The organism is Streptomyces liliiviolaceus (genome assembly GCF_018070025.1).
GTDB lineage: Bacteria > Actinomycetota > Actinomycetes > Streptomycetales > Streptomycetaceae > Streptomyces > Streptomyces liliiviolaceus.
On the sequence record NZ_JAGPYQ010000001.1, the window covers coordinates 1,828,829 to 1,853,325 of the forward strand.

The following is a 24,497-nucleotide window of genomic DNA, read 5'->3' on the forward strand; positions in this document are numbered from 1 at the left end:
GTTGTCGTGTCGCCGCTGTCTTGACTGTCCGGATGTTCCGGCCGGCGGTTTCGGACCGTCAGGTCCGGGCCGTACGTTTCGGACCGTGTGTGTCAGATCATGCCGGACCGTCGTGCTCCACGCCTGCCCCGCCCGTCACTTCGGCAAGCCTTCGGTGTTCGGCGGCCTTGCGCTCGTAGATCTCGGCCATGCGCAGGTGGTAGGCCGGATCGTCCTGCTCGTACACATCGGGTACGCCCGAGAGGTCCTCGTCGCGCTCCTCGTGCTCCCACAGCGCGCGGTACCTGGCGTTGCGCATCTTCAGCAGCACGCCCGACAGGACGGTCGCGATCAGAGAGCCCGTCAGGACGGCGGCCTTGACGCCGTCGCCGAGCGCCGGGTCGTCCGCGAAGGCGAGTTCGCCGATCAGCAGCGACACGGTGAAGCCGATGCCCGCGAGAGTGGCCACCGCGAAGACGTCCGGCCAGGCGAGGTCGTCGGAGAGGGACGCACTGGTGAAGCGGGCCGCCAGCCACGTACCGCCGAAGATCCCGACCGCCTTGCCGACGACGAGACCGAGCACGACCCCGAGGGTCTCCGGCCGGGTGAACACCTCGCCGAGTGCGCCGCCCGACACCGCGACCCCGGCGCTGAACAGCGCGAACAGCGGTACGGCGAGGCCCGCCGACAGGGGACGTACGAGATGTTCGACCCGTTCGCCCGGTGAGTGCTCCTCGCCCTCGTCCGTGCGGGTGGTGCAGCGCAGCATCAGGCCCATCGCGACGCCGGCGACGGTGGCGTGGATGCCGCTGTTGTACATCAGGCCCCAGACGACCAGCGCGAGCGGCACGTACACGTACCAGCCGCGTACGCCCTTCCTGAGCAGCAGCCAGAAGACGGCGAGGCCGACGACGGCGCCGCCGAGCGCGGCGAAGTCCAGGTCGTCGGTGAAGAAGACCGCGATGATCAGGATCGCGAAGAGGTCGTCGACGACGGCGAGGGTCAGCAGGAAGGCGCGCAGGGCGCTCGGCAGCGACGTCCCGAGGACGGCGAGGACGGCGAGCGCGAAGGCGATGTCCGTCGCGGTGGGTACGGCCCAGCCGGCGAGCGAGCCGCCGCCGGTGACATTGACCAGGGTGTAGACCAGCGCGGGCATCGCCATGCCGCAGAGCGCGGCGACGACGGGGAGCGCGGCGGCCCGTGGGTCCCTGAGTTCGCCGGCGACCAGTTCGCGCTTGAGCTCGATGCCGGCGACGAAGAAGAAGACCGCGAGGAGTCCGTCGGCGGCCCAGTGCTCGACGGAGAGGTTCAGACCGAGCGCGGCGGGCCCGACGTGGAAGTCGCGGACGGACTCGTAACTCTCCCGCAGGGGGGTGTTCGCCCAGATCAGCGCGGCGACGGCGGCCATGAGCAGGAGGACGCCGCCGACCGTCTCGGTGCGCAGCGCGTCCGCGACGAAGGTCCGCTCGGGCAGCGAGAGCCGTGCGAGGACCTTGCGGTTCTTGGCGACCTGACGGTCAGGGCCAGGCGTGGGGGTGGGCGCGGACACGGGGTGGACCTCCGTCGGTGGGCAGGGCAGAGCACATGCCGACCAGACTTCCCGGCGCACCTATGGAAACTCCGGGCTCGTTCGGAGCTCGGACGTCGTGTTGTCGCGTGTTGACGTGTCTCGCAGCCTACCCGCGATGACGCAGGGGCACCCGGCGGGTCCGCCGCCGGGTGCCCCTGAGAGGTCCACGCTCCCGTACGGGACCTGCGTCCTCGTCCGTACGGAGCCTGCCTCAGTCCTCGCTGGACGCCGCGGGGAGCTTCGTCTGGATGAGGTCCATGACGGTGGAGTCGGTCAGCGTGGTGACGTCACCCAGCTGGCGGTTCTCCGCGACGTCGCGCAGCAGCCGGCGCATGATCTTGCCGGAGCGGGTCTTGGGCAGCTCGGCCACCGGCAGGATCCGCTTCGGTTTGGCGATCGGGCCGAGGGTCTTGCCGACGTGGTTGCGCAGCTCGCCCACGAGGGTCTCGGTCTCCGACGCGGAACCGCGCAGGATCACGAACGCCACGATCGCCTGGCCGGTCGTCTCGTCGGCCGCGCCCACGACGGCCGCCTCGGCGACCGACGGGTGCGACACGAGCGCCGACTCGACCTCGGTGGTCGAGATGTTGTGCCCGGACACGAGCATCACGTCGTCCACCCGGCCGAGCAGCCAGATGTCTCCGTCGTCGTCCTTCTTGGCGCCGTCGCCCGCGAAGTACTTGCCCTCGAAGCGCGACCAGTAGGTGTCGATGTAGCGCTGGTCGTCGCCCCAGATGGTGCGCAGCATCGACGGCCACGGCTCGGTCAGGACGAGATAACCGCCACCGCCGTCGGGGACCTCGTGCGCCTCGTCGTCGACGACCGTCGCCGAGATGCCCGGCAGCGCCCGCTGCGCGGAGCCCGGCTTGGTCTCGGTGACGCCCGGCAGCGGCGAGATCATCATCGCGCCGGTCTCGGTCTGCCACCAGGTGTCCACGATGGGGGTGCGGTCGCCGCCGATGTGCTTGCGGTACCAGACCCATGCCTCGGGGTTGATCGGCTCGCCGACCGAGCCGAGGACGCGCAGGCTCGACAGGTCGAACTTCGCGGGGATGTCGTCGCCCCACTTCATGAACGTCCGGATGGCCGTCGGGGCCGTGTAGAGGATCGTCACGCCGTACTTCTGGACGATCTCCCAGAAGCGCCCCTGGTGGGGGGTGTCGGGCGTGCCCTCGTACATCACCTGGGTCGCGCCGTTCGCCAGCGGCCCGTACGTGATGTACGAGTGCCCGGTGACCCAGCCGATGTCGGCGGTGCACCAGTAGACGTCGGTCTCCGGCTTGAGGTCGAAGACGGAGTGGTGCGTGTACGCGGCCTGGGTGAGGTAGCCGCCGGAGGTGTGCAGGATGCCCTTGGGCTTACCCGTCGTCCCCGAGGTGTAGAGGATGAACAGCGGGTGCTCGGCGTCGAACGCCTCGGGCGTGTGCTCGGCGGACTGCTTCTGTGTGATCTCGTGCCACCACACGTCGCGGCCCTCGGTCCACGCGACGTCCTGGCCCGTACGCCGTACGACGAGGACCTTGGCGACGCCCTCGACCCGGGAGACCGCCTCGTCCACGGCGGGCTTGAGCGCGGCGGGCTTGCCGCGGCGGTAGCCGCCGTCCGAGGTGATGACCAGCTTGGCGTCCGCGTCCTGGATGCGGGTGGCGATGGCGTCGGCGGAGAAGCCGCCGAAGACGACCGAGTGCGCGGCGCCGATGCGGGCGCAGGCCAGCATCGAGATGACGGCCTCGGGGATCATCGGCAGATAGACGGCGACCCGGTCGCCCTTCTCCACGCCCAGCTCGGTGAGGGCGTTGGCCGCCCTGGAGACCTCGTCCTTCAGCTCGGCGTAGGTGATGGCGCGGCTGTCGCCGGGCTCGCCCTCGAAGTGGATGGCGACCCGGTCGCCGTGTCCGGCCTCGACATGCCGGTCCACGCAGTTGTACGCGACGTTGAGCCTGCCGTCCTGGAACCACTTCGCGAACGGGGGGTTCGACCAGTCCAGGGTCTCGGTCGGCTCGGTGGCCCAGGTCAGCCGGCGGGCCTGCTCGGCCCAGAAGCCGAGCCTGTCAGCCTTGGCCTGCTCGTACGCCTCCGCGGTGACGTTGGCATTCGCGGCCAGGTCGGCGGGCGGCGCGAACCTGCGTTCTTCCTTGAGCAGGTTGGAGAGGGAGGACGGCTCGCTCATGCTTCCCCCTCCTCGCTCAGCAGGTTGGCCAGGCTTTCGTTGCTCACGACATCTCCCTTTCCCAGGGTGTCCGTTGTGTCCCAGGCCACAGCTCATCAGACGCGGCCCCTGGTGACAAGGGCCGTCCGGGAATTGGTTTAGACCTGTGTGCCGGATCGGGCGCGGGATCCTGTGTGCGTGTGGCCTGCCCGCGGACACGGGCGGCCACACGTTCTCACGGACGGGACGAGGGAGCGGTTCAGGCGCCGGGTGTCGCGCGCGGGGCCGGTGCCTCAGTCCTGGGTGTCGTGCAGGGCCGTCGCCGCGACCCGGTCGAAGAGCTCACCCTCCTCCTCGTCGCTGGGGGTGGTCTCCGTGAGGAGGTAGGCCTGGGCCTCGCCCACGTGGAAGTACATCCCGTGCAGTTCGAGCACACCCTCCTCCAGCGCCCGGGCCACCGACTCGTGTGCCCGCAGATGCTCCAGCTGCTGCACGACGTTGGTGAGACAGAGCTGCTCGGTGGCGTCGGCGGGCGCGCGTCCGGCGATCCGGGTCCAGGGCCGGTCCTCGGCGGTCATGCGCTCCACGCTCGGCAGTCCGTGCCGCAGCCACCGCTTCAACGGCGTCCGGGCACCTCCCGGTTCGGTGTTCATCAGCGCCTGCATCGCCCCGCACCCGGAGTGTCCGCACACGGTGATGGACCGCACCCGCAGCACCTCCACCGCGTACTCGATCGCGGCGGCCACCGAGTCGTCGCCGCTCTCCTCGCCGGGCGGCGGTACGAGATTGCCGACATTGCGGACTACGAAGAGGTCACCTGGGCCGCTGGAGGTGATCATCGACGTGACCAGCCGGGAGTCGGCACAGGTCAGGAAGAGCTGTGAGGGCTGCTGCCCCTCCCGTGCGAGCCGGGCCAGCTCGCCGCGCACCAGGGGCGCGGTGTTGCGCTGGAACGAGCTGATGCCGCTGGCCAGCTGATGCCCGCTGGCGTGTCCGCCGGGCGCCGGTGTCTCGGTGCTCTCGCAGTGGTGGTTGCGCCAGGGCGTCCAGGGACGGCAGTGGCAGTGCGCCGTCTGCCCGTCGTCGTCCTTGACGTGCCGTTCCGCGAGGCGTGCTCCGGTGCGCCCGGTCAGCTCGACGGAGCCGCCCCGGCTGGTGTGCGCGCTCTGCCAGTCGTGCAGCGACTCGTATGCCGCGTGGTCCATGAAGGAGCCGTCCAGTTCGATCACGGCCTCGGCCCCCGGCGGTACCAGATGCAGGGCACGGGTGAGGCGGGGTACGGCCAGGAAGGTCAACTGCCCCCGCACGCGCACGTGGTGGACGCCGTCGGGGCCCACCGAGCGGGTGATCCGCGTCCGGGTGAGGCGGTGCAGGGCGACGCCGACGGCCACGGCGATCCCGAGCGTGACGCCCTCAAGGACTCCGAGGACGACGACACCGAGGGTGGTGACGGCGTACACCAGCACCTCTCGGTGGCGGGTGACCGTACGGATGTGGTGCAGGGACACCATCTGGATGCCGACGGCCATCACCAGGGAGGCCAGGGCCGCGAGGGGGATCAGCTCCAGGAGCGGCACCATCAGCAGTGCGGCCACCGTGATCCAGACGCCGTGCAGCATCGTCGAGTTCCGGCTGACGGCGCCGGCCTGGACGTTCGCCGAGCTCCGTACGGCCACGCCCGCGACGGGGAGCCCGCCGAGCGTGCCGGAGACGATGTTGGCGGCGCCCTGTCCGAGCAGCTCGCGGTCGAGGTCGGAGCGCCCCTGCTGGGCCGGCCGTCTGGCCGTGAGCTTGTCGACGGCGACGGCGCCCAGGAGCGACTGGACACTGCACACCAGCGTGGTGGTGAGCACGGCGGCGGCGATCCCGAGCACCGGACCCTCGGGCAGCCCGGCCAGCGCGTGACTCCGCCAGGACGGCAGATCGACCTTGGGGAGGGTGAGCGCGGCGAGCGCGGCCGTCGTGGTGGCCGCGGCGACGGCGACGAGCGCGGCCGGAACGGTACGCAGGATCTGTCCCACCCGCCCGGGGACCCGGGGCCAGGCCAGCAGGACGGACAGCGTCAGGGCGCTCATCGCCAGCGCTGCCAGGTGGGGGTGCGCCAACTGGGCGGGCAGTGCGCGGATGTTGTCGACGACCGAGCTGCTCGGGGATCCGCCGAGCACGATGTGCAGCTGGGCGACGGCGATGGTGATGCCGATGCCGGCCAGCATGCCGTGCACGATCGCGGGGCTGACGGCCAGCGCGGATCGGGCCACCCGCAGGAAGCCCAGGCCGACCTGGGCCAGTCCGGCGATGACGGTGATGGCGCAGGTCGTACGCCATCCGTACTGGTGGATGAGATCGGCGGTGACCACGGTGAGCCCCGCGGCGGGTCCGCTGACCTGGAGCGGTGAGCCGCCGAGCCGGCCGGCCACGAGTCCGCCGACGGCGGCGGCCACGAGCCCCGCCTGCAGCGGCGCTCCGGTGGCGAGGGCGATGCCCAGGGACAGGGGCAGGGCGATCAGGAAGACGGCGATCGAGGCCGACAGGTCGGTGGCCGTGATCCGGGGAAGCCGAGGGGGCCTCGGGAATCGGGGGATCCGTGGGATCCGGGAAGTGTGGCGGCCGGGCGGCGAGGGGCTGTGCGGCCGCCCCTCGTCCGGGGTGTGCGAAGAGTCGTCGGTGCGAGTGGGGACGAAGGCAGTCATGGTTCCCGTCTTTCCGGGGCTACGCGGTCGCTTGGGGGCGCGGCCGTGGGTCACGGCGTACAGCGGCGGGATTTATCAACGCTCGGTAAATGAATCGTAATGGAGAGTAAAGGACGTGTCAGGAAAAATCGCGCAAATAGTCCAACTGTTCACTCCGGAGAGTGATTAGTCATTTTGATCGGCTTGTCGTACCGCCTCCTTCCGGGACCCCTGCGATCTTGACTTCGCCGTCTGTTTTGTCCCGATTGAAGGAAGAAGGTGGGCGGAGCATGGCCGCCATTCAGAGGTTCACCACGGGCGTCGCCGTCATCGCGGTCTGCGCCGCGGCGCTCGCCGGCTGCGGGATCGGCGACACCGGCGCCGAGAAGGGCGCGCAGGGCGAGGGGGCCCGCGGCGAGGGGGCGCACGGTGCCAAGAAGGGCGTCGGTGCTCCGGCGCCGAAGAACCCGGTCCGGCTGATCGGTGACGGCTCCACCGCGTTCACCGGCGCGCAGCCGCGGCTGCCCCGGCCCGCGAAGCTGAAGCCGGGGCAGCGCCCGCCGCAGTTCGTGGTCTTCTCCTGGGACGGGGCGGGCGAGGACAGCCAGAAGCTGTTCTCGCACTTCCGCAAGGTGGCCAAGGACAACAGGGCGACCATGACGTACTTCCTCAGCGGCGTGTACATGCTTCCGGAGGGCAAGCGCGACCTGTACCGGCCGCCGCAGCACTCACCCGGGCGCTCCGACATCGGTTTCAACGACGAGCAGGGCATCCGGGACACCGTGAAGCAACTGCGCGGCGCCTGGCTCGAAGGCAGTGAGATCGGCACGCACTTCAACGGCCACTTCTGCGGCAGCGGCGGCGGAGTGGGCGAGTGGTCGGTCGGGGAGTGGAAGGACGAGATCGCCCAGGCCAAGTCCTTCGTCAAGTCCTGGAAGACCAACACCGGTACGGCGAAGGGCTCACCGCTGCCCTTCGACTACGACAAGGAGCTCATCGGCGCCCGCACACCCTGTCTGGAGGGGCAGAAGAACTTCATGCGGGCCGCCCGCGAACTCGGCTTCCGCTACGACACCAGCGGCGTCAACGACCAGGTCTGGCCCAAGAAGAAGGCGGGCCTGTGGGATCTGTCGATGCAGCTCGTCCCGGTCCCGGGCCGCGGGTTCGAGACGCTGACCATGGACTACAACTTCATGGTCAACCAGTCGGGCACCACGTCCCAGGGCGACCCCGGCAAGCACGAGTACTGGGGCGACCAGATGCGTGACGGCCTCCTCAAGGGCTTCTCCCGCGCCTACGAGGGCAACCGGGCGCCCCTGATCATCGGCAACCACTTCGAGTCCTGGAACGGCGGCACGTACATGCGGGCCATCGAGGAGACCATCGAGCGCGTCTGCACCAAGCGCGAGGTGCGGTGCGTGTCCTTCCGGCAGCTCGCCGACTGGCTCGACGCCCAGGATCCCAGGACCCTCGACAAGCTCCGCACGCTCAAGGTGGGTCAGTCCCCGAAGCAGGACTGGGCGTCGTTCCTGTCCGACCGGCCGGCCCCGGCCCCGAAGGGAGTGCCGGGCGCCCCGGCGGTCAAGCCGTAGCGCCCGGGCGGCGTGCGGCTCACGCCGTCGCGGTCTCGGCCTCCCGCAGGACGAAGGAGGGGTCGACCTGGGCGGCCAGGTCGGCCCCCGTGCGCTCGTTGCCCCACGACTGCGCGTTCTTCAGATGGAAGTGGACCATCTGCCGGGTGTAGCGCTCCCAGTCGCGCTGTCCGTAGGTCGCGTCGGCAGCCGCCTGCAGAGCGCTCAGCGCACGGCGGTTGCCGTCCTCCAACTGCTCGAACCGGGGCGGGCGGCCCTTCTCCATGGCGCGTACCCAGTCCGAGTGGCCGACCGTCAGCAGCAGGTCGTCGCCGACCTCGTCCTTGAGGAAGTCGATGTCGTCCTGGCCCTGCACCTTGTTGCCCACGACCTTCAGGGTGATGCCGAAGTCGTGCGCGTACTCCTTGTACTGCCGGTAGACCGAGATGCCCTTACGGGTGGGCTCCGCGACGAGGAACGTGATGTCGAAGCGGGTGAACATGCCGGACGCGAAGGAGTCCGAGCCCGCCGTCATGTCCACGACCACGTACTCGCCGGGGCCGTCGACGAGGTGGTTCAGACAGAGCTCCACCGCGCCGGTCTTGGAGTGGTAGCAGGCCACTCCGAGGTCGGCCTCGGTGAACGGGCCGGTGACCATCAGACGAACGGCGCCGCCGTCGAGTTCCACGGGCCGCGCGCAGGCCTCGTACACCGGGTTGTCCTCGCGCACCCGCAGGAGCCGGGAGCCCTCGCCGGGCGGGGTGGTCTTGATCATCGTCTCGGCGGAGGCGATGCGCGGGTTGGAGCCGCGCAGGTGGTCCTTGATGAGGCCCAGGCGGTCGCCCATGGCGGGCAGGTTTCGCGCCTCGCCGTCGGTGAGGCCGAGTGCCGGGCCGAGGTGCTGGTTGATGTCGGCGTCCACCGCGACGACCGGCGATCCGGTGGTCGCGAGGTGCCGGACGAAGAGCGAGGACAGGGTGGTCTTGCCACTGCCGCCCTTCCCAACGAAAGCAATTTTCATGTTCATGTAGCGTAGTGGTGCCGCTGGGGCGGTGGGCCGCCGGACGTGAAGAAGACCACTCGTTCGTGGGGCTCGGGCCCAGGGTGCGTAGGGTCGTACTCATGAGTACGACAGAAGCGGGTGCGACAGGTGCGAACGCCGACCCCCTCGCGGCGCTCGGCTCGCTGCCCGGTGTGGCGGAATCCGTGGAGTCCGTGCGCAAGGCCGTGGACCGGGTCTACGGGCACCGCATCATGCGGCGCCGCAGCAACGAGATCACCGGAGAGGCCGCACTGCGGGGCTCCCGTGGGTCGGCGGCGCTGTCCGGCGCGGACTGGGCTCTCGAAGAGGTGCGCCGAAGGGCCGACTTCAGTGGCGACGACCAGGCCAGAGTGGTGGGCGCGGCCCTCAGGCTGACCGCCGAGTCGGGCGAACTCCTGTCCATCTGGCGGCAGTCGCCCCTGCGGGTGCTGGCGAGGCTGCATCTGGTGGCCGCCGCCGACAACGGGGACGCGGTCGGACGTCCGCGACGCGACGGGGAGCCCGCCACGGAGACCCCGGCGGCGGGCGCCGCGGGGCCCCCGCTGATCGGACTTCCGCTGCCGGGCGCCGACGAGGTCGAGGGCCGGCTCGACGGCCTTGCGCGGCTGGTCATCGCGGGGAGTTCCGCGCCCGCCCTGGTGACCGCCGCCGTGGTGCACGGCGAACTGCTCGCGCTGCGCCCCTTCGGTTCCCACAACGGCCTGGTCGCGCGCGCGGCCGAACGGATCGTCCTCATCGGCAGCGGACTCGACCCCAAGTCGGTCTGCCCGCCGGAGGTCGGCCACGCGGAACTGGGACGCGCGGCCTACGCCGCCGCTCTCGACGGCTACGCCTCCGGCACTCCGGACGGGATGGCGGCCTGGATCGCCCACTGCGGCAGGGCGATCGAGCTCGGCGCCAGGGAGTCGACGGCCGTGTGCGAGGCGCTGCAGCGAGGCGCGGCATAGGTGTATCCGGCGTCGCCGGGGCGCTCGGGTGCGGTTCGGGTCCCTGAACAGGGTTGCGGCGGTACGGATTTCCGTACCGCCGCCGGCATGTCGACCGGGTTACCAAGCGTCCTCGGAGTGTTGCCCATCAGGTCGGGAACTGTTGCCCGTCGCCTGGTGCGGCTGGCCCGTAATCGACGGGTCGACGTCGCGTGGGTGCCCGGTGTTCATGCGCGGTCCGTGGGGCCTCGGTTGCGTTTGAAGGTGATCCTTTCGGATGTCCTTGGTCTCGCGGGCCGTTAATCCCTTTGTACTCCTGGTCCAGGGCAAGCGGAACCCCTCGCTGTACTTCTTTACTTTTGCGGACAGAGCGGAGTGAATCGGGCGCCCGGCTCGAAAAGACGGACAAGGAGAGGCCCATGAAGGGCGAGGAGGCGGAAGTGGTGCCTCCCGGGTGGGGTCAGCTCACCGCCGCGCGGCGCCTGCTGGCGTACCAGACGAGCCCCGCGGTGGCCGCCGCCGCCCCTATGGCCGCCGCCGCGACGATGGCCGGGCGGGGCGTCACGGACAGCCGCTGCTTGAGGCGTACAGGATGGTTGAAGTCGAGGATGGGCCACCCGCGCGCGAGGGCCTCGCGGCGCAGCGCCCGGTCCGGATTCACCGCGTGGGGATGGCCGACCGCCGAGAGCATCGGGATGTCGGTCGCCGAATCGCTGTACGCGTAGCAGCGCTCCAGGTCGTACCCCTCGGACTCGGCCAGCTCCTTGACGGCCTCGGCCTTCGTGGGGCCGTACGCGTAGTACTCCACCTCGCCCGTGAAGCAGCCGTCGTCGCCCACGACCATGCGGGTGGCCACCACCCGGTCGGCGCCCAGGAGTTCACCGATCGGTTCGACGACCTCCGCGCCGGAGGTGGACACGATCACGACGTCGCGGCCGGCGGTGTGGTGCTCCTCGATGAGGGAGGCGGCCTCGTCGTAGATGATCGGGTCGATCAGGTCGTGCAGGGTCTCGGCGACGATCTCCTTCACCTGCTGGACGTTCCAGCCGCGGCACAGCGCGGACAGGTACTCGCGCATCCGCTCCATCTGGTCGTGGTCGGCGCCGCCGGCGAGGAACACGAACTGGGCATATGCGGTGCGCAACACCGCCCGGCGGTTGATCAGACCGCCTTGGTAGAACGACTTGCTGAAGGTGAGCGTGCTCGACTTCGCAATGACCGTCTTGTCCAGGTCAAAGAAGGCCGCTGTACGGGGCAAGGAGTGGTTTTCCACGGGTTGAGCATATGCGCCCGCCATTCGGGCTACTGTGGGACGTGTGGGTTTGCCTGAGAGAGCTCTCGGGTACACCATGGAAGTCACGGATCGTTCGCGACCGTGCTAACCCGGTTTGGCTCCTCCCCCCCCGAGTCAAACCGTGGGGACGACCCCCGCTCTCCCCCCCGGCGGGGGTCGTCGCATGTCCGGATGGGTTTTCCCGTCCGTTGTTGAGAACGCCGGGCCCCGCACTGCGGGGCCCGGCGTTTCTCTGTCTCCGCACAGGATTCGTCACTGTGTGTAGCTGTGGGGTAGCGCCTAGGAAGTCGTACAACGGTCACCGGTTTGGGTGAAGGCGATATTCACAGGCGCCGAGTTGTCCACAGTTATCGACCAAGATCCACACGATTTCCGGCTTCGCTGCACCGTGATTCCAGCGCGTACCGCTTGCGGAAGTTCATGGCCGGTTCCGTTTGTTCGGCGGCTATGGCCGGTTCGTATCGGCGGTTCATATGGAGGGCCGGTTGGCGGCTCTTGCGCTGGGCGGGAATCGCGGGACCGCAGGGGTTCCGCGACGAAGCAGCGAAGGGGGCTGGAGAGCGTGGCGGGAGCCATCACACACGACCGGCCGTCGGCCGCCGAGGGGCGGCAGGGCGGACCGTTGATCGTCACCGAGGACGCGGATCTGCTGGACGACCTGCTGCGGCTGTGCGCCGCGGCCGGCGCCCGGCCCGAAGTCCACCACGGGGTGCCGGAGCGCGGCGGCGGTTGGGACACGGCACCGCTGGTGCTCGTCGGCGACGACGCCTCACGCCGGGTGCGCGGCGCCACGCGCAGACGCGGGGTCGTGCTGGTGGGTCGGGATCAGGACGATCCCGGGGTCTGGAGAAGGGCTGTGGAGATCGGCGCCGACCACGTGCTGATGCTGCCGGATGGCGAACAATGGTTGGTCGACCGCATCGCCGACGTGGCCGAGGGCGTCGGACCGCCCGCTCTCACCGTCGGCGTGATCGGCGGCCGCGGAGGCGCCGGATCGTCCACGCTCGCCTGCGCGCTCGCGGTCACCTCGGCGCGCCAGGGTGTCCGCACCCTCCTTGTCGACGCGGACCCGCTGGGCGGCGGACTCGACGTACTCCTCGGCGGGGAATCCGTCGAGGGACTCCGCTGGCCCGCCTTCGCCGCCTCGCACGGACGGGTCGGCGGCGAAGCCCTGGAGGAGTCGCTGCCCGCACTGCACGCCCTGCGGGTCCTCAGCTGGGACCGGGGCGACTGCGTCACCGTGGCGCCCGAGGCCGTCCGCGCGGTCCTGGCCGCCGCCAGGCGGCGCGGCGGGGTGGTGGTCGTCGATCTGCCGCGCCGGATCGACGAAGGGGTCGCGGAGGCCCTCGCCCAGATCGACCTCGGGGTGCTCGTCGTCCCGGCCGAACTGCGCGCCGTCGCGGCGGCCGGACGGGTGGCCTCCGCGGTCGGCATGGTCCTGAGGGACCTGCGCGTCGCGGTCCGCGGGCCGTACGCACCAGGTCTGGACGACCGGGAGGTCGCCCGGCTCCTCGGACTGCCCCTGATGGGTGAGGTGCCCACGGAGACGGGGCTGCCGGCCACCCAGGAGCGGGGCGCTCCGCCCGGCGGAGACGGACGCGGGCCGCTCGCCCGCTTCTGCTCGGCGTTCTGGGAGCGGGCCGCGGTCGCCGGAGGGGGCGTATGAGCGGGGGGACGGGCCTGCGTGGCGGGTCTCCTGCGCACGCGGGGCCGGCGGGGGGCGGCTCGCCTGGAGGCCGCACCGGCACGGGCACGTTCGGTCGCCCGGGCGCGGGGCCGCTCGTGGGCGGGCGGCCGCGTGGTGGCTCCGCCTCCGACACGGGACTGCTGGACGGGGTCCGGCAGTGGCTGGCCGAGAGCGGGGGCGAACCGACTCCCGCGCGCGTGGCACAGGCCCTGCGGGAACAGGGACGGGTGCTCGGGGACGCAGAAGTCCTCGGTGCGGCCGAGCGGTTGCGGTCCGAACTGGTCGGGAGCGGCCCGCTGGAACCACTGCTCGACGACCCCTCGGTGACCGATGTGCTGGTCTCGGCGCCCGACCGGGTGTGGGTGGACCGCGGCGGCGGCCTGGAACCGACCGCCGTGTCCTTCCCGGACGCGGCGGCCGTACGACGTCTCGCGCAGCGACTCGCGGCCGTGGCCGGGCGGCGGCTGGACGACGCCCATCCCTGGGTGGACGCCAGACTTCCCGACGGCACCCGGCTGCACGCGGTGCTGCCACCGGTCGCCGTCGGTTCGACCTGCCTGTCCCTGCGGGTCGTACGGCCGAGGGCGTTCACCCTCGCCGAACTGGTGGCCGCGGGGACGGTACCGCCCGGCGGGGACCGGCTGCTGCGCGCGCTGCTCGACGCGCGGCTCTCGTTCCTGATCAGCGGCGGCACGGGGAGCGGCAAGACGACGCTGCTCAGCGCGCTGCTCGGCCTCGTCGGGCCGGATGAGCGGATCGTGCTCGCCGAGGACTCGGCGGAGCTGCGCCCCGACCATCCCCATGTCGTACGGCTGGAGTCCAGACCGCCCAACCAGGAGGGCGCCGGCCTCGTCACGCTCCAGGACCTGGTGCGCCAGGCGCTGCGCATGCGGCCGGACCGTCTGGTGGTCGGTGAGGTCCGGGGGCCCGAAGTGGTGGCGCTGCTGGCCGCGTTGAACACGGGGCACGAAGGCGGCTGCGGGACCGTGCACGCCAATGCCGCCTCGGGGGTGCCGGCCCGCCTGGAGGCACTGGGCACGGCCGCCGGACTCGACCGGGCCGCACTGCACAGCCAGGTGGCGGCGGCGCTGTCGGTGGTCCTCCATCTCGTACGCGACCGGGCCGGACGGCGGCGGATCGCCGAGGTGCATGTGCTGGAGCGGGATCCGGCGGGGCTGGTCGTGACGGTGCCCGCACTGCGCTGGGGCGCGGAGGCCTTCACGTACGGGCGCGGGTGGGAGCGGCTGCGCGAGCTGCTCGGCGGCATGGGTGACGTGCGGGGCGTGGGTGGCGTGAGCGAGTGGAGGGGTGGGGTGTGACGGGGGTCGCCGGGATGTCGGTGGTGGTGGCGGTGGTCTGTGCGGCGATGGCGGTCTGGGTGATGGGCGGGCCGGGGCACGGGGCGCGGCGGGCGCGGTTGATGTGTGTGGGTGGCGGGGCGGTCGGCACCGGGCCGCCGTCGTGGAATCGGGTGCTGCGGACCGGGGCGCGGCTTCGGCGGCTGCACCGGACGCGGGGCGAGTGGTGGGCCCTGATCGCGGGGTCGGCGGTCGGACTCCTGGGGGCGTCCGTGGTGCCGGTCGTCCTAGGGGCGCTCGGGGTTCCCCTGGTACGGAGTGTTCGGCGGGCCGGAGCGGCACGGCGGGAGCGGGAGCGGCGGGCCGCCGCGGTGATCGCGCTGTGCGGGGCGCTCGCGGGTGAGGTCCGGGCCGGACGGCAGCCGGGCGAGGCGCTGCTGGGCGCCGCCCGGGACTCGGGAGGGCTCGGGGGCGTGCAGGCGTCGGTCCTGGCGGCCGCGCGGTTCGGCGGGGATGTGCCGGGCGCGCTCACCGACGCGGCCCGGCGGCCCGGGGCCGAAGGGCTGCTGGGGCTCGCCGCGTGCTGGCGGGTCGCCGTGGACCGGGGCGCGGGCCTCGCGGCCGGGCTCGACCGGCTGGAGGGGGCGCTGCGCGCGGAGCGGGACCAACGCGCGGACCTGCGGGCCCAGTTGGCGGGCGCCCGTTCGACGGCCGTGCTGCTCGCGGGGCTGCCGGTGCTCGGGCTGCTCCTGGGCACCGCGCTCGGCGCCGACCCGCTGCACGTCGTGCTGCACACGGGGGCGGGCCTCGGCTGCCTGCTGGTCGGCGGGGTTCTGGAGGGCGTCGGCCTGTGGTGGGCGCTGCGGATCGTACAGGGAGCGGAGGACGGATGAGTGCGGACGTTGTCCACAGGCTGGGGGTGGCGCTGTGCGTGGTGACAGGACTGTGGGCGCTCGCCCGGTCCTTGGGAGCGGCACGGCGGAAGCGGAGGGTGCGCAGGCGGTTCGAGGCGCTGCTGACGATCCTGGCCGACGAGCGCGAACCGGCCGCGGAGCCGGTCTCCTTCGGGCGGCGCCCGCGACTGCCTGACGTGGCGCGGCGATGGCTGCCGGTGGTCGGCGCCCTGAGCGCCTGCTGGGTGTTCGTCGGTGGCACGGCCGGGGTTGTGGTCGGACTTGTGGCCGCGTTCGGGATGTGGCGGTGGCAGGGCGGATCGGCGTCGGCATCGGCGTCGGTGGAGAAGTTCGATGTGGTGCGGGCCGCGCGGCAACTGCCCCTTGCCGCCGATCTGCTGGCCGCCTGCATCGCGGCGGGCGCGAGCCCCGTCATGGCCGCGCGGGCGGTGGGGGAGGCGCTGGAGGGGCCCGTGGGGGCGCGGCTGGCGAGGGGTGCGGCCGAGATACGGCTCGGCGGTGAACCGGCGGAGGCCTGGCATGCGCTGGCCGCGTTGCCCGGGGCCCGGGGACTGGCCCGGCTGCTGGAGCGGGCCGGCGAGTCGGGAGTACCGGCGGCGGTACCGGTCGCTCGCGTCGCCTCCGAGGCCCGCGCGGAACGGGGGCGCGCCGCAACGGCCCGGGCACGACGGGCGGGTGTCCTGATCACCGCTCCGGTCGGGCTGTGCTTCCTGCCCGCGTTCATCGCGATCGGCGTACTGCCGGTGGTGCTCGGGCTGGCGAGCGGGGTGCTGGGTGGGGGTGGTGGCTGACGGGCGGAACCACGGGTGAGCGAGGTCAGCGTTCAGAGGCCGAACGGCATGGGCCGAACGGCAAGGTCAGACGTCAACGGGACAGAGCTGTACGGGGGTTCGGATGGGTAAGGCAATGCGGGTTCGGGTTCGGGTGCGGGCGTGGGCCAGGGTTCTGGAGGGCTGGGCCCGGGTGGGCCGGGCAGGTTCGGGGCGCAGGGACGCCGGGATGGTCACCTCCGAGTACGCGATGGGGCTGATCGCGGCCGTGGGGTTCGCCGCGCTGCTCTACGAGGTGCTGACCAGCGGGCAGGTGCGCGGGTTTCTGCAGGACATCGTGGGGCGGGCGCTCAGTGGGAGCTTCTGAGACGGGTGCGCGTGAGGGTTCGGCGGCCCGGGACCGGGGTTTCGTGACGGCGGAGGCGGCCGTGGTGCTGCCGGTGCTGGTCGCGTTCACGATGGCGCTGGTCTGGGCGTTGCTGGCCGCGGTCGCGCTGATCCAGTGCGTGGACGCGGCCCGGGCCGGCGCTCGCGCGGCGGCCCGGCAGGAACCGCCCGCCACGGTACTGGCGACCGCCCGCCAGGCCGCGCCGGGCGGCGCCAGGATCTCCGTCCGGCGAGAGGGCGACCTGGTACGCGTCCGGGTCGAGGCCGAGACCCCCGGCCCCGGCGCGCTGACCCTCGACCTCGCCCAGGAGGCGGTCGCCCTGGCGGAGGAGACGGTGGGGGCGGCCCGGTGAGAAGGACGGAGGAGGTCATAAGAACGGGCGAGGTCAGGAGGACGGGGGAAGCGGGGCGGGGCGGCTTCGGGAGGTGGCGTACGAGGTCGTGGGGGCCGGGGCTCGCGTCGGACCGGGGGTCGGCGACCGTCTGGGCCGTGGGTGCGATCGCGGTGCTGTGCGTGGTCTTCGGCGCCGTGCTCGCGATGGGACAGGCGGTGGTGGTCCGTCATCGTGCGGGCGGCGCGGCCGACTTGGCGGCGCTCGCGGCGGCCGACCACTGGACGCACGGAGGGACGGAGGCCTGCGCCCGGGCGGACCGCGTGGCACGGGCACAGGGCACCCGGGTCGTGCGGTGCGCCGTCCGGGGCGAGATCGCGGACGTCACGGTCGAGGCGGGACGGGGGCCTCTGACGGCCGAGGTGAGGTCACGGGCGGGTCCGCCCGGACCCATGGCTCCGGGACCTAGGCCTCCGCGGGCTCGGCCTCCACAGGCTCGGTCGCGGTGACGACGTCCGGCTGCCGGACGCCCTGCCTCGGCGCCTCTTCTCCCCGAGCCTCCTCGGGGGTGCCGTCCCCGGATTGTTCCTCCGGCGCTGTCGGTGCTCCCTGCAGGAGAACTGTCAGCAGCCGCACCGCTCCCCGCTTGTGCAGCGGCTCGTTGCCGTTGCCGCACTTGGGGGACTGGATGCAGGACGGACAGCCGGCGTCGCACTCGCAGGAGGCGATGGCCTGGCGGGTGGCGGCGAGCCATGCGCGGGCGGTGTGGAAGGCGCGCTCCGCGAAGCCCGCGCCGCCGGGATGGCCGTCGTACACGAAGACGGTGGGCAGGAGGGTGTCCGGGTGCAGCGGGACGGAGACGCCGCCGATGTCCCAGCGGTCGCAGGTGGCGAAGAGCGGCAGCATGCCGATCGAGGCGTGCTCGGCGGCGTGCAGGGCGCCGCCGAGGATCTCAGGGTTCACCCGGGCGGCGTCGAGCTGGTCCTCGGTGACCGTCCACCACACGGCGCGGGTGCGCAGCGTGCGGGGAGGCAGGTCGAGTTTCGTCTCGCCGAGCACCTCTCCGGTCATGAGACGACGACGCAGGAAGGAGACGACCTGATTGGTGACCTCGACGGAGCCGTAGCACAACCGGCCGTCGCCCCAGGGGATTTCGACGTCCGTCTCCAGGACGGAGATGGCGGTGGTGTCACGGGCGACCGTCGAATACGGCGGGTTGGCCTCCGTGACCAGCGCGACCGAGTCGTCCAGGTGCAGCTCGTCGACCAGGTACGTACGGCCCTGGTGGAGGTGGACCGCGCCTTCGTGGACGCTGGTGTGCGCGGCCCCGGCGTCGACCGTGCCCAGCAGCCGTCCGGAGCCGGACTCCACGATCTGCACCGGGTTGCCGCCTCCGCCGCGGATGTCGGTCAGGTCGGCGGCCCGTTCCCGGCGGGTCCAGTGCCACGCCTTCGTGCGGCGGCGGAGCAGTTTCGCGGCCTCCAGCTGCGGCATCAGTTCGGCGGTGGCCGGGCCGAAGAGATCGAAGTCCTCCTCCGTGAGGGGGAGTTCGGATGCCGCGGCGCACAGATGGGGGGCGAGGACGTACGGGTTGTCCGGGTCGAGGACGGTGGACTCCACCGGCTGGTCGAACAGGGCCTCCGGGTGATGGACGAGGAAGGTGTCCAGCGGGTCGTCACGGGCGACCAGCACCGCGAGCGCGCCCTGCCCGGAGCGGCCCGCGCGGCCGGCCTGCTGCCACAGGGACGCACGGGTGCCCGGGTAGCCGGCGATGACGACGGCGTCCAGGCCGGAGACGTCGATGCCCAGTTCGAGAGCGGTGGTGGCGGAGAGGCCGAGGAGTTCGCCGGAGTGGAGGGCGTGTTCGAGGGCGCGGCGTTCCTCGGGGAGGTATCCGCCGCGGTAGGCGGCCACGCGGCGGGCCAGGGAGCGATCGACCTCGGCAAGCCGTTCCTGGGCGATCACCGAGATCAACTCGGCCCCGCGACGGGACCGTACGAAGGCGACCGAGCGGACGCCCTGCACGGTCAGGTCGGTGAGGAGGTCCGCGGTCTCGGCGGTGGAGGAGCGGCGGACCGGGGCGCCCTTCTCGCCGTGCAGGTCGGTCAGGGGCGGTTCCCAGAGGGCGAAGACCAGTTCCCCGCGGGGCGAGGCGTCGTCGGCGACCTCCACCACGGGCAGGCCGGTGAGGCGGGAGGCGGCGACGGAGGGCTCGGCGGCGGTCGCCGAGGCCATGAGGAAGACGGGGGAGGAGCCGTAACGGGCGCACAGGCGGCGCAGCCTGCGCAGCACCTGGGCGACATGCGACCCGAAGACGCCCCGGTAGGTGTGGCACTCGTCGATGACGACATAGCGCAGGGCGCGCAGGAAGGAGGCCCACCGGGGGTGGGAGGGGAGTATCCCGCGGTGCAGCATGTCGGGGTTGGTGAGGACGTAGTTGGCGTACTGGCGTACCCACTCGCGTTCCTCGACGGGGGTGTCCCCGTCGTAGACCGCGGAGCGCACGGCGTGGCCCAGCGGATGTGAGAGTTTTTTCACGGATCGGCGCTGGTCCGCGGCGAGGGCCTTGGTCGGGGCGAGGTAGAGGGCGGTCGCGCCGCGGCCGTTCGGCGCCTCGGAACCGTCGAGGAGTGTCGACAGAACCGGGACGAGATACGCCAGGGACTTGCCGGAGGCCGTACCCGTGGAGACGATCACCGATTCGCCGTCCAGGGCGTGCTCGGCCGCGAGTGCCTGGTGGGCCCAGGGGTGTTCGATACCCGCGGCCTGCACCGCCGCGACGACCTCGGAGCGGATCCGGTCGGGCCACACGGCATGGCGACCCTCACGTGGGGGCAAGTGCTCCGTATGAGTGATGCGCGAAGCCCGGCTCGGCCCAGAGGCCAGCCGGTCCAGGATCTCGCCCGGCGAGGGGCGGGACGCGGTGTCCGTCGAGGTTCGATCGGGTCGCAGATTATTGGCCATCGGCATCGAGTGTGTCACTGGCATGACGGACAATGGGCTCAAGGCGTCGTGCACGCCTGCCGGTAAGTGATTGAATGCCATCGCGGCTGGCGAACCGTCCCGGGGGCTCCGCCGAGGTGTCCCTTGGGATGACCGCTCGATAGCAAGGTGCTGGAGGATCCGTGGACCTGTCCCTGTCGACCCGTACCGTCGGCGATCGTACGGTCGTCGAGGTCGGTGGCGAAATCGATGTATATACCGCGCCCAAGTTGCGCGAACAGCTGGTCGAGCTGGTGAACGACGGCAGTTTCCACCTTGTCGTCGACATGGAGGGCGTGGACTTCCTCGACTCGACCGGTCTCGGCGTTCTGGTGGGCGGCCTGAAGCGGGTGCGTGCCCATGAGGGTTCGCTCCGGCTGGTCTGCAACCAGGAGCGCATTCTGAAGATCTTCCGCATCACCGGTCTCACCAAGGTGTTCCCGATCCACACCTCGGTCGAAGAAGCGGTGGCGGCCACCGACTGAGCGGCCACGGTCCGGCCCGTCCCTGCTGACTGGCCGGTCAGCCGTCACAGCCGAATCCCGGGCACGGCCCGGGAGGCAGACGTCAATGGAGGGGGGTCGGGTCTCGGCGACCCGACCCCCGACCGCACGCCCGTAGTTCCGAGGGGGATGCATGGCCACCGTTGAACTCCGCTTCAGCGCGCTGCCCGAGCACGTCAGGACCGCCCGACTGGTGGCGGCAGCGGTGGCGCGCAGGGCCGGAGTGGACGAGGCCGTCCTCGACGAGGTCAGGCTCGCCGTCGGCGAAGCCTGCACCCGGGCCGTCGGCCTGCACCAAAGCGCCGGAATCTCGGCGCCGGTGCGGGTCTCGCTGATCGAGGAGGAGAAGCTGTTCTCCATCGAGGTCGGCGATGAGGCGCCGCACACGGTTCCCGGTGACACGTCGCCGGGTGCCCATGGCGGAGCCGACGGCGGGGACGTCGAGACCGAGGAGGACGAGATGGGCCTCGCGGTCATCAGCGGCCTCGTCGACGACGTGGAAGTGACCGCCGGTGAGAACGGCGGACTGATCAGGATGAGCTGGCCCACCACGCCGCCGGCCACGCTCGTTCCCTGATCCACCCCTCTTGGTACTGCCTGAACCTGTGCGAAAGGGCCCTGCTCACCAGGGCCCTTTGGCATGTCCGGCCGCTGTCCGGCGACACGGCGCTGTATCGCCGGACAGCGGCCGTGCCGCGTCGCCCGGCCCGCCTGCTGACCGGCCCGACTGCTGACCGACTCGGGTCGGCGTCGCGGCCCAGTGCCGCCGTCCTGGCCCCCCCGGCGGACCGCCCGGACCACCCCGCCCTGGCGGACCGCCCAGACCCCCGCAGGTGTCGACAGCCGCCCCTGGAAACGTATCCGGAGTGAGGCGACGCCCTCCGGATCAAGCCACCCCCATTTCGTGAATGAATTCACGATCCGGATTTCGATCAACAATAAGATCAGGTTTACGCGGCGCCGCACACCAATGGACCTGGCGTCAATGTGTTTGAGGCATTACCGCTTTCGAGGCCCCCGTGGATCCCCGGATCATTTGCTGAAGAGCATGTGAAGGCCAATTCCGCTTACCGCGCACTGTTTTGATCAGGTTCCGGTACCTACAATCCGTCCACATCTTGAGCTCGGTCCAAGCGTCAAGGAGGACGAATGGCGGGGCTTTCTACCCCTCATCAGTTTGACCAGCCCACTACCCTCGCAGCCGCGGTACTGACGGACGACAACCGCCTCATCGTCGTGGTGATCGCGGTCGTCGCCCTTGCGGCGCTTGCCGTCGCCGGGGTCCTGGTCCGCCAGGTGCTCGCGGCGGGCGAGGGCACCGAAAGCATGAAGAAGATCGCGGTCGCGATCCAGGAGGGCGCGAATGCCTACCTGGGGCGGCAGATGCGTACCCTCGGGGTATTCGCCGTCGTGGTGTTCTTCCTGCTCATGCTGCTGCCCGCGGACGACTGGAATCAGCGTGCCGGCCGATCGGTCTTCTTCTTGATCGGCGCGGCGTTCTCGGCGACCACCGGATATATCGGCATGTGGCTCGCCGTACGCAGCAATGTCCGCGTGGCCGCCGCGGCACGGGAAGCGACCCCGGCGGAGGGTGAGCCGGAAAAGGATCTCACCGCCGTCTCGCACAAAGCCATGAAGATCGCTTTCCGCACGGGCGGCGTCGTCGGCATGTTCACGGTGGGGCTCGGTCTGCTGGGCGCCTCCTGTGTGGTGCTGGTGTACGCGGCCGACGCGCCGAAGGTCCTGGAGGGCTTCGGACTCGGCGCCGCGCTGATCGCGATGTTCATGCGTGTCGGCGGCGGCATCTTCACCAAGGCCGCCGACGTCGGCGCCGACCTGGTCGGCAAGGTCGAGCAGGGCATCCCGGAGGACGACCCGCGCAACGCGGCGACCATCGCGGACAACGTGGGCGACAACGTCGGCGACTGCGCCGGTATGGCCGCCGACCTCTTCGAGTCGTACGCCGTCACGCTCGTCGCCGCGCTGATCCTCGGCAAGGCGGCGTTCGGGGACTCCGGGCTCGCCTTCCCGCTGATCGTGCCCGCGATCGGCGTACTCACCGCGATGATCGGCATCTTCGCGGTCGCTCCGCGCCGTGCGGACCGCAGCGGGATGAGCGCCATCAACCGCGGCTTCTTCATCTCCGCGGTGATCTCACTGGCGCTGGTGGCCGTGGCCGTCTTCGTCTATCTGCCGTCCTCGTACGCCGACCTGGACGGTGTCACCGACGGGGCCATCCTCGCCAAGTCCGGCGACCCGCGGATCCTCGCGCTCCTCGCGGTCGCCATCGGCATCGTGCTGGCCGCGCTGATCCAGCAGCTCACCGGATACTTCACCGAGACGACCCGTCGCCCGGTGAAGGACATCGGCAAGACCTCGCTCACCGGCCCGGCCACCGTCGTCCTCGCCGGTATCTCGATCGGTCTCGAATCGGCCGTCTACACCGCGCTGCTGATCGGCCTCGGCGTCTACGGGGCCTTCCTGCTCGGCGGTACGTCGATCATGCTGGCGCTGTTCGCGGTGGCCCTCGCCGGAACGGGTCTGCTCACCACGGTCGGCGTCATCGTCGCCATGGACACTTTTGGGCCTGTCTCCGACAACGCGCAGGGCATCGCCGAGATGTCGGGTGACGTCGAGGGCGCGGGCGCGCAGGTGCTCACCGACCTGGACGCCGTCGGCAACACCACCAAGGCCATCACGAAGGGCATCGCCATCGCCACCGCGGTTCTGGCGGCGTCGGCGCTCTTCGGCTCGTACCGGGACGCCATCCTCACGGCCGCGAACGACGTGGGGCAGAAGGTCTCGGGCGCGGGCGCTCCGATGAACCTGATGATGGACATCTCCCAGCCCAACAACCTGGTCGGGCTCATCGCGGGCGCCGCGGTCGTCTTCCTCTTCTCGGGGCTGGCGATCAACGCGGTGTCGCGGTCGGCCGGGGCCGTGGTCTACGAGGTGCGGCGGCAGTTCCGCGAGCGTCCCGGGATCATGGACTACAGCGAGAAGCCCGAGTACGGGCGTGTCGTCGACATCTGTACGAAGGACGCGCTTCGCGAGCTGACCACGCCGGGTCTGCTCGCCGTACTGACGCCGATCGCGATCGGGTTCACGCTCGGGGTCGGCGCGCTCGGCGCCTTCCTCGCGGGCGCCATCGGCACCGGCACGCTGATGGCGGTCTTCCTCGCCAACTCCGGAGGCGCGTGGGACAACGCCAAGAAGCTCGTCGAGGACGGCCACCACGGCGGCAAGGGCAGCGAGGCCCATGCCGCGACGGTGATCGGCGACACGATCGGTGACCCGTTCAAGGACACCGCGGGACCCGCGATCAACCCCCTCCTGAAGGTGATGAACCTGGTGGCGCTGCTCATCGCGCCGGCAGTGGTCAAATTCAGCTACGGCGACGACAAGAGCGTGGGCATGCGGATCCTCATCGCGGTGCTCTCGCTCGCCGTCATCATCGGCGCGGTGTACGTGTCCAAGCGGCGCGGCATCGCGGTGGGCGACGAGGGCAACTCCGAGCGGGTGGCCAAACCGGTCGATCCGGCGGTGGTTTCGTAGCCCCCGGGCCCGGCTGAGCGGATTTCGTCCAACGGGCGGGCGGACGGCGCGTACTGACGTGCCGTCCGCCCGCCCGTCCGTGCGTACGGCTGTGTGTACGCCCTGTTTCGTGAGCCTTATCTCGCCCCTTCCGTGCCTGGTGCAAATGGCTTCAATAGTGGTCCAAACGGATGTTCGTCACGGTGGTGTCGCCCGATTGCCGTGTATGTTCCGGGGCCGAGAGCCATGGAAGGGACCAACCCGGTGAACAAGAAGCTCGCGGCCGCGCTGTCCGGCGGTGCGGTACTGGTACTGGCGCTGTCGGGATGCAGCAGCAGTGACGACAACAGCGACAAGCTGAACGCCTGGGCCAAGCAGGTCTGCGACGCGGTGAAGCCGCAGGCCAGGAAGATCTCGGCCGCCAACACCGCCATCCAGCAGCAGACCTCGGACAACAGCACCCCGGCGGACGTCCAGAAGACCGACGCCCAGGCCTTCCAGGACATGTCCGACGCCTACAAGGCGATCGGCAGCGCCGTGAACAAGGCCGGGGCGCCGGACGTGGAGGGCGGCGACAAGAAGAAGACGGACGCCGTCAAGGAGCTGAACACCATCTCCGCGTCGTACGGCGACCTCAAGAAGCAGGTCGACGACCTCGACACCAAGGACCAGGCGAAGTTCGCCGACGGTCTGAAGGGGATCGCCACCCAGCTGGACAAGCTGAGCCAGAGCGGCAACGACGCCCTCGCGAAGCTGGAGGAGGGCGACGTGGGCAAGGCGATGGCCAAGCAGGAGAGCTGCAAGAGCGCCTCCCCGTCGGCCTCGGCGACGAAGAGCTGAACCCGGGCGGAGCCGCCGCCCGCGCCGGGGTGCCGTTCAGGCCCTCCGGC

At 71.1% G+C, this 24,497-nt stretch carries 18 protein-coding genes and 1 pseudogene; 13 read left to right on the forward strand and 6 right to left on the reverse strand.

From position 1 onward, the window contains the following. Window positions 1-97 precede the first annotated feature (97 nt). The 3 genes and pseudogenes from nhaA to J8N05_RS08085 all read right to left on the reverse strand — a co-directional run bounded on the left by nhaA (window position 98) and on the right by J8N05_RS08085 (window position 6,388). On the reverse strand, window positions 98-1,528 hold the full coding sequence (gene nhaA, locus J8N05_RS08075) for a Na+/H+ antiporter NhaA (protein ID WP_247706194.1): 1,431 nt from the start codon (window positions 1,526-1,528) through the stop codon (window positions 98-100). A 232-nt stretch (window positions 1,529-1,760) separates the two neighbouring features. Then, window positions 1,761-3,808, reverse strand: a pseudogene (gene acs / locus J8N05_RS08080) (acetate--CoA ligase). 183 nt (window positions 3,809-3,991) lie between these two features. After that, entirely contained in the window at window positions 3,992-6,388 is a 2,397-nt protein-coding gene (locus J8N05_RS08085) for a bifunctional SulP family inorganic anion transporter/carbonic anhydrase (RefSeq protein ID WP_210881763.1), read from the reverse strand. Between the two features lie 269 nt (window positions 6,389-6,657). Here J8N05_RS08085 and J8N05_RS08090 point away from each other — a divergent pair, with 269 nt between their 5' ends. Further along, window positions 6,658-7,959: a polysaccharide deacetylase family protein gene (locus tag J8N05_RS08090; protein ID WP_210881764.1), complete on the forward strand. Its 1,302-nt coding sequence runs from the start codon at window positions 6,658-6,660 to the stop codon at window positions 7,957-7,959. Window positions 7,960-7,978: 19 nt separating this feature from the next. Here the strand turns inward: J8N05_RS08090 and J8N05_RS08095 are convergent, their stop codons facing one another. Then, entirely contained in the window at window positions 7,979-8,965 is a 987-nt protein-coding gene (locus J8N05_RS08095) for an ATP-binding protein (protein WP_210881765.1), read from the reverse strand. Between the two features lie 95 nt (window positions 8,966-9,060). Between J8N05_RS08095 and J8N05_RS08100 the strand changes: the two genes are divergently transcribed. Beyond that, on the forward strand, window positions 9,061-9,927 hold the full coding sequence (locus J8N05_RS08100) for a Fic family protein (protein ID WP_210881766.1): 867 nt from the start codon (window positions 9,061-9,063) through the stop codon (window positions 9,925-9,927). 439 nt (window positions 9,928-10,366) lie between these two features. On the opposite strand, the gene J8N05_RS08105 is transcribed toward J8N05_RS08100, so the two are convergent. Next, window positions 10,367-11,203 (reverse strand): HAD family hydrolase, encoded by an 837-nt coding sequence (locus J8N05_RS08105; RefSeq protein WP_210881767.1) that lies wholly within the window; start codon window positions 11,201-11,203, stop codon window positions 10,367-10,369. Between the two features lie 559 nt (window positions 11,204-11,762). Here J8N05_RS08105 and ssd point away from each other — a divergent pair. The 7 genes from ssd (at window position 11,763) to J8N05_RS08140 (ending at window position 17,097) form a co-directional block, all read left to right on the forward strand. Continuing rightward, window positions 11,763-12,866, forward strand: a complete 1,104-nt coding sequence (ssd, locus tag J8N05_RS08110; protein ID WP_210881768.1) for a septum site-determining protein Ssd — start codon at window positions 11,763-11,765, stop codon at window positions 12,864-12,866. Further along, window positions 12,863-14,206 (forward strand): TadA family conjugal transfer-associated ATPase, encoded by a 1,344-nt coding sequence (locus J8N05_RS08115; RefSeq protein ID WP_247706195.1) that lies wholly within the window; start codon window positions 12,863-12,865, stop codon window positions 14,204-14,206. The genes ssd and J8N05_RS08115 overlap by 4 nt, the downstream gene beginning before the upstream one ends. Before the next feature lie 14 nt (window positions 14,207-14,220). Further along, a complete protein-coding gene (locus tag J8N05_RS08120; RefSeq protein WP_210890069.1) occupies window positions 14,221-15,078 on the forward strand; it encodes a type II secretion system F family protein in 858 nt (285 codons plus the stop codon). Further along, window positions 15,075-15,890: a type II secretion system F family protein gene (locus J8N05_RS08125; protein WP_210881769.1), complete on the forward strand. Its 816-nt coding sequence runs from the start codon at window positions 15,075-15,077 to the stop codon at window positions 15,888-15,890. Before J8N05_RS08120 ends, J8N05_RS08125 begins: the two co-directional genes overlap by 4 nt. Window positions 15,891-16,098: 208 nt before the next feature. Then, window positions 16,099-16,236: a DUF4244 domain-containing protein gene (locus J8N05_RS47275; protein ID WP_247706196.1), complete on the forward strand. Its 138-nt coding sequence runs from the start codon at window positions 16,099-16,101 to the stop codon at window positions 16,234-16,236. After that, entirely contained in the window at window positions 16,223-16,609 is a 387-nt protein-coding gene (locus tag J8N05_RS08135; RefSeq protein ID WP_210881771.1) for a TadE family type IV pilus minor pilin, read from the forward strand. The genes J8N05_RS47275 and J8N05_RS08135 overlap by 14 nt, the downstream gene beginning before the upstream one ends. 17 nt (window positions 16,610-16,626) lie before the next feature. After that, window positions 16,627-17,097 (forward strand): Rv3654c family TadE-like protein, encoded by a 471-nt coding sequence (locus J8N05_RS08140; RefSeq protein WP_210890071.1) that lies wholly within the window; start codon window positions 16,627-16,629, stop codon window positions 17,095-17,097. On the opposite strand, the gene J8N05_RS08145 is transcribed toward J8N05_RS08140, so the two are convergent. Beyond that, entirely contained in the window at window positions 17,054-19,633 is a 2,580-nt protein-coding gene (locus J8N05_RS08145) for a DEAD/DEAH box helicase (RefSeq protein ID WP_247706198.1), read from the reverse strand. The two genes, J8N05_RS08140 and J8N05_RS08145, sit on opposite strands and share 44 nt — an antisense overlap. Window positions 19,634-19,713: 80 nt before the next feature. On the opposite strand from J8N05_RS08145, the gene bldG reads away from it, so the two are divergent. From bldG to J8N05_RS08165, 4 genes are all read left to right on the forward strand, one after another. Further along, on the forward strand, window positions 19,714-20,055 hold the full coding sequence (gene bldG, locus J8N05_RS08150; protein WP_003975386.1) for an anti-sigma factor antagonist BldG: 342 nt from the start codon (window positions 19,714-19,716) through the stop codon (window positions 20,053-20,055). A 151-nt stretch (window positions 20,056-20,206) separates the two neighbouring features. Continuing rightward, on the forward strand, window positions 20,207-20,650 hold the full coding sequence (locus J8N05_RS08155; RefSeq protein WP_210881772.1) for an ATP-binding protein: 444 nt from the start codon (window positions 20,207-20,209) through the stop codon (window positions 20,648-20,650). A 572-nt stretch (window positions 20,651-21,222) separates the two neighbouring features. Beyond that, window positions 21,223-23,628 carry a sodium-translocating pyrophosphatase gene (locus J8N05_RS08160; RefSeq protein WP_210881773.1) on the forward strand — a complete coding sequence of 802 codons (2,406 nt, stop codon included), beginning with the start codon at window positions 21,223-21,225 and terminating at the stop codon, window positions 23,626-23,628. A 225-nt stretch (window positions 23,629-23,853) separates the two neighbouring features. Beyond that, window positions 23,854-24,447, forward strand: a complete 594-nt coding sequence (locus tag J8N05_RS08165) for a small secreted protein (protein ID WP_210881774.1) — start codon at window positions 23,854-23,856, stop codon at window positions 24,445-24,447. Window positions 24,448-24,497 lie beyond the last annotated feature (50 nt).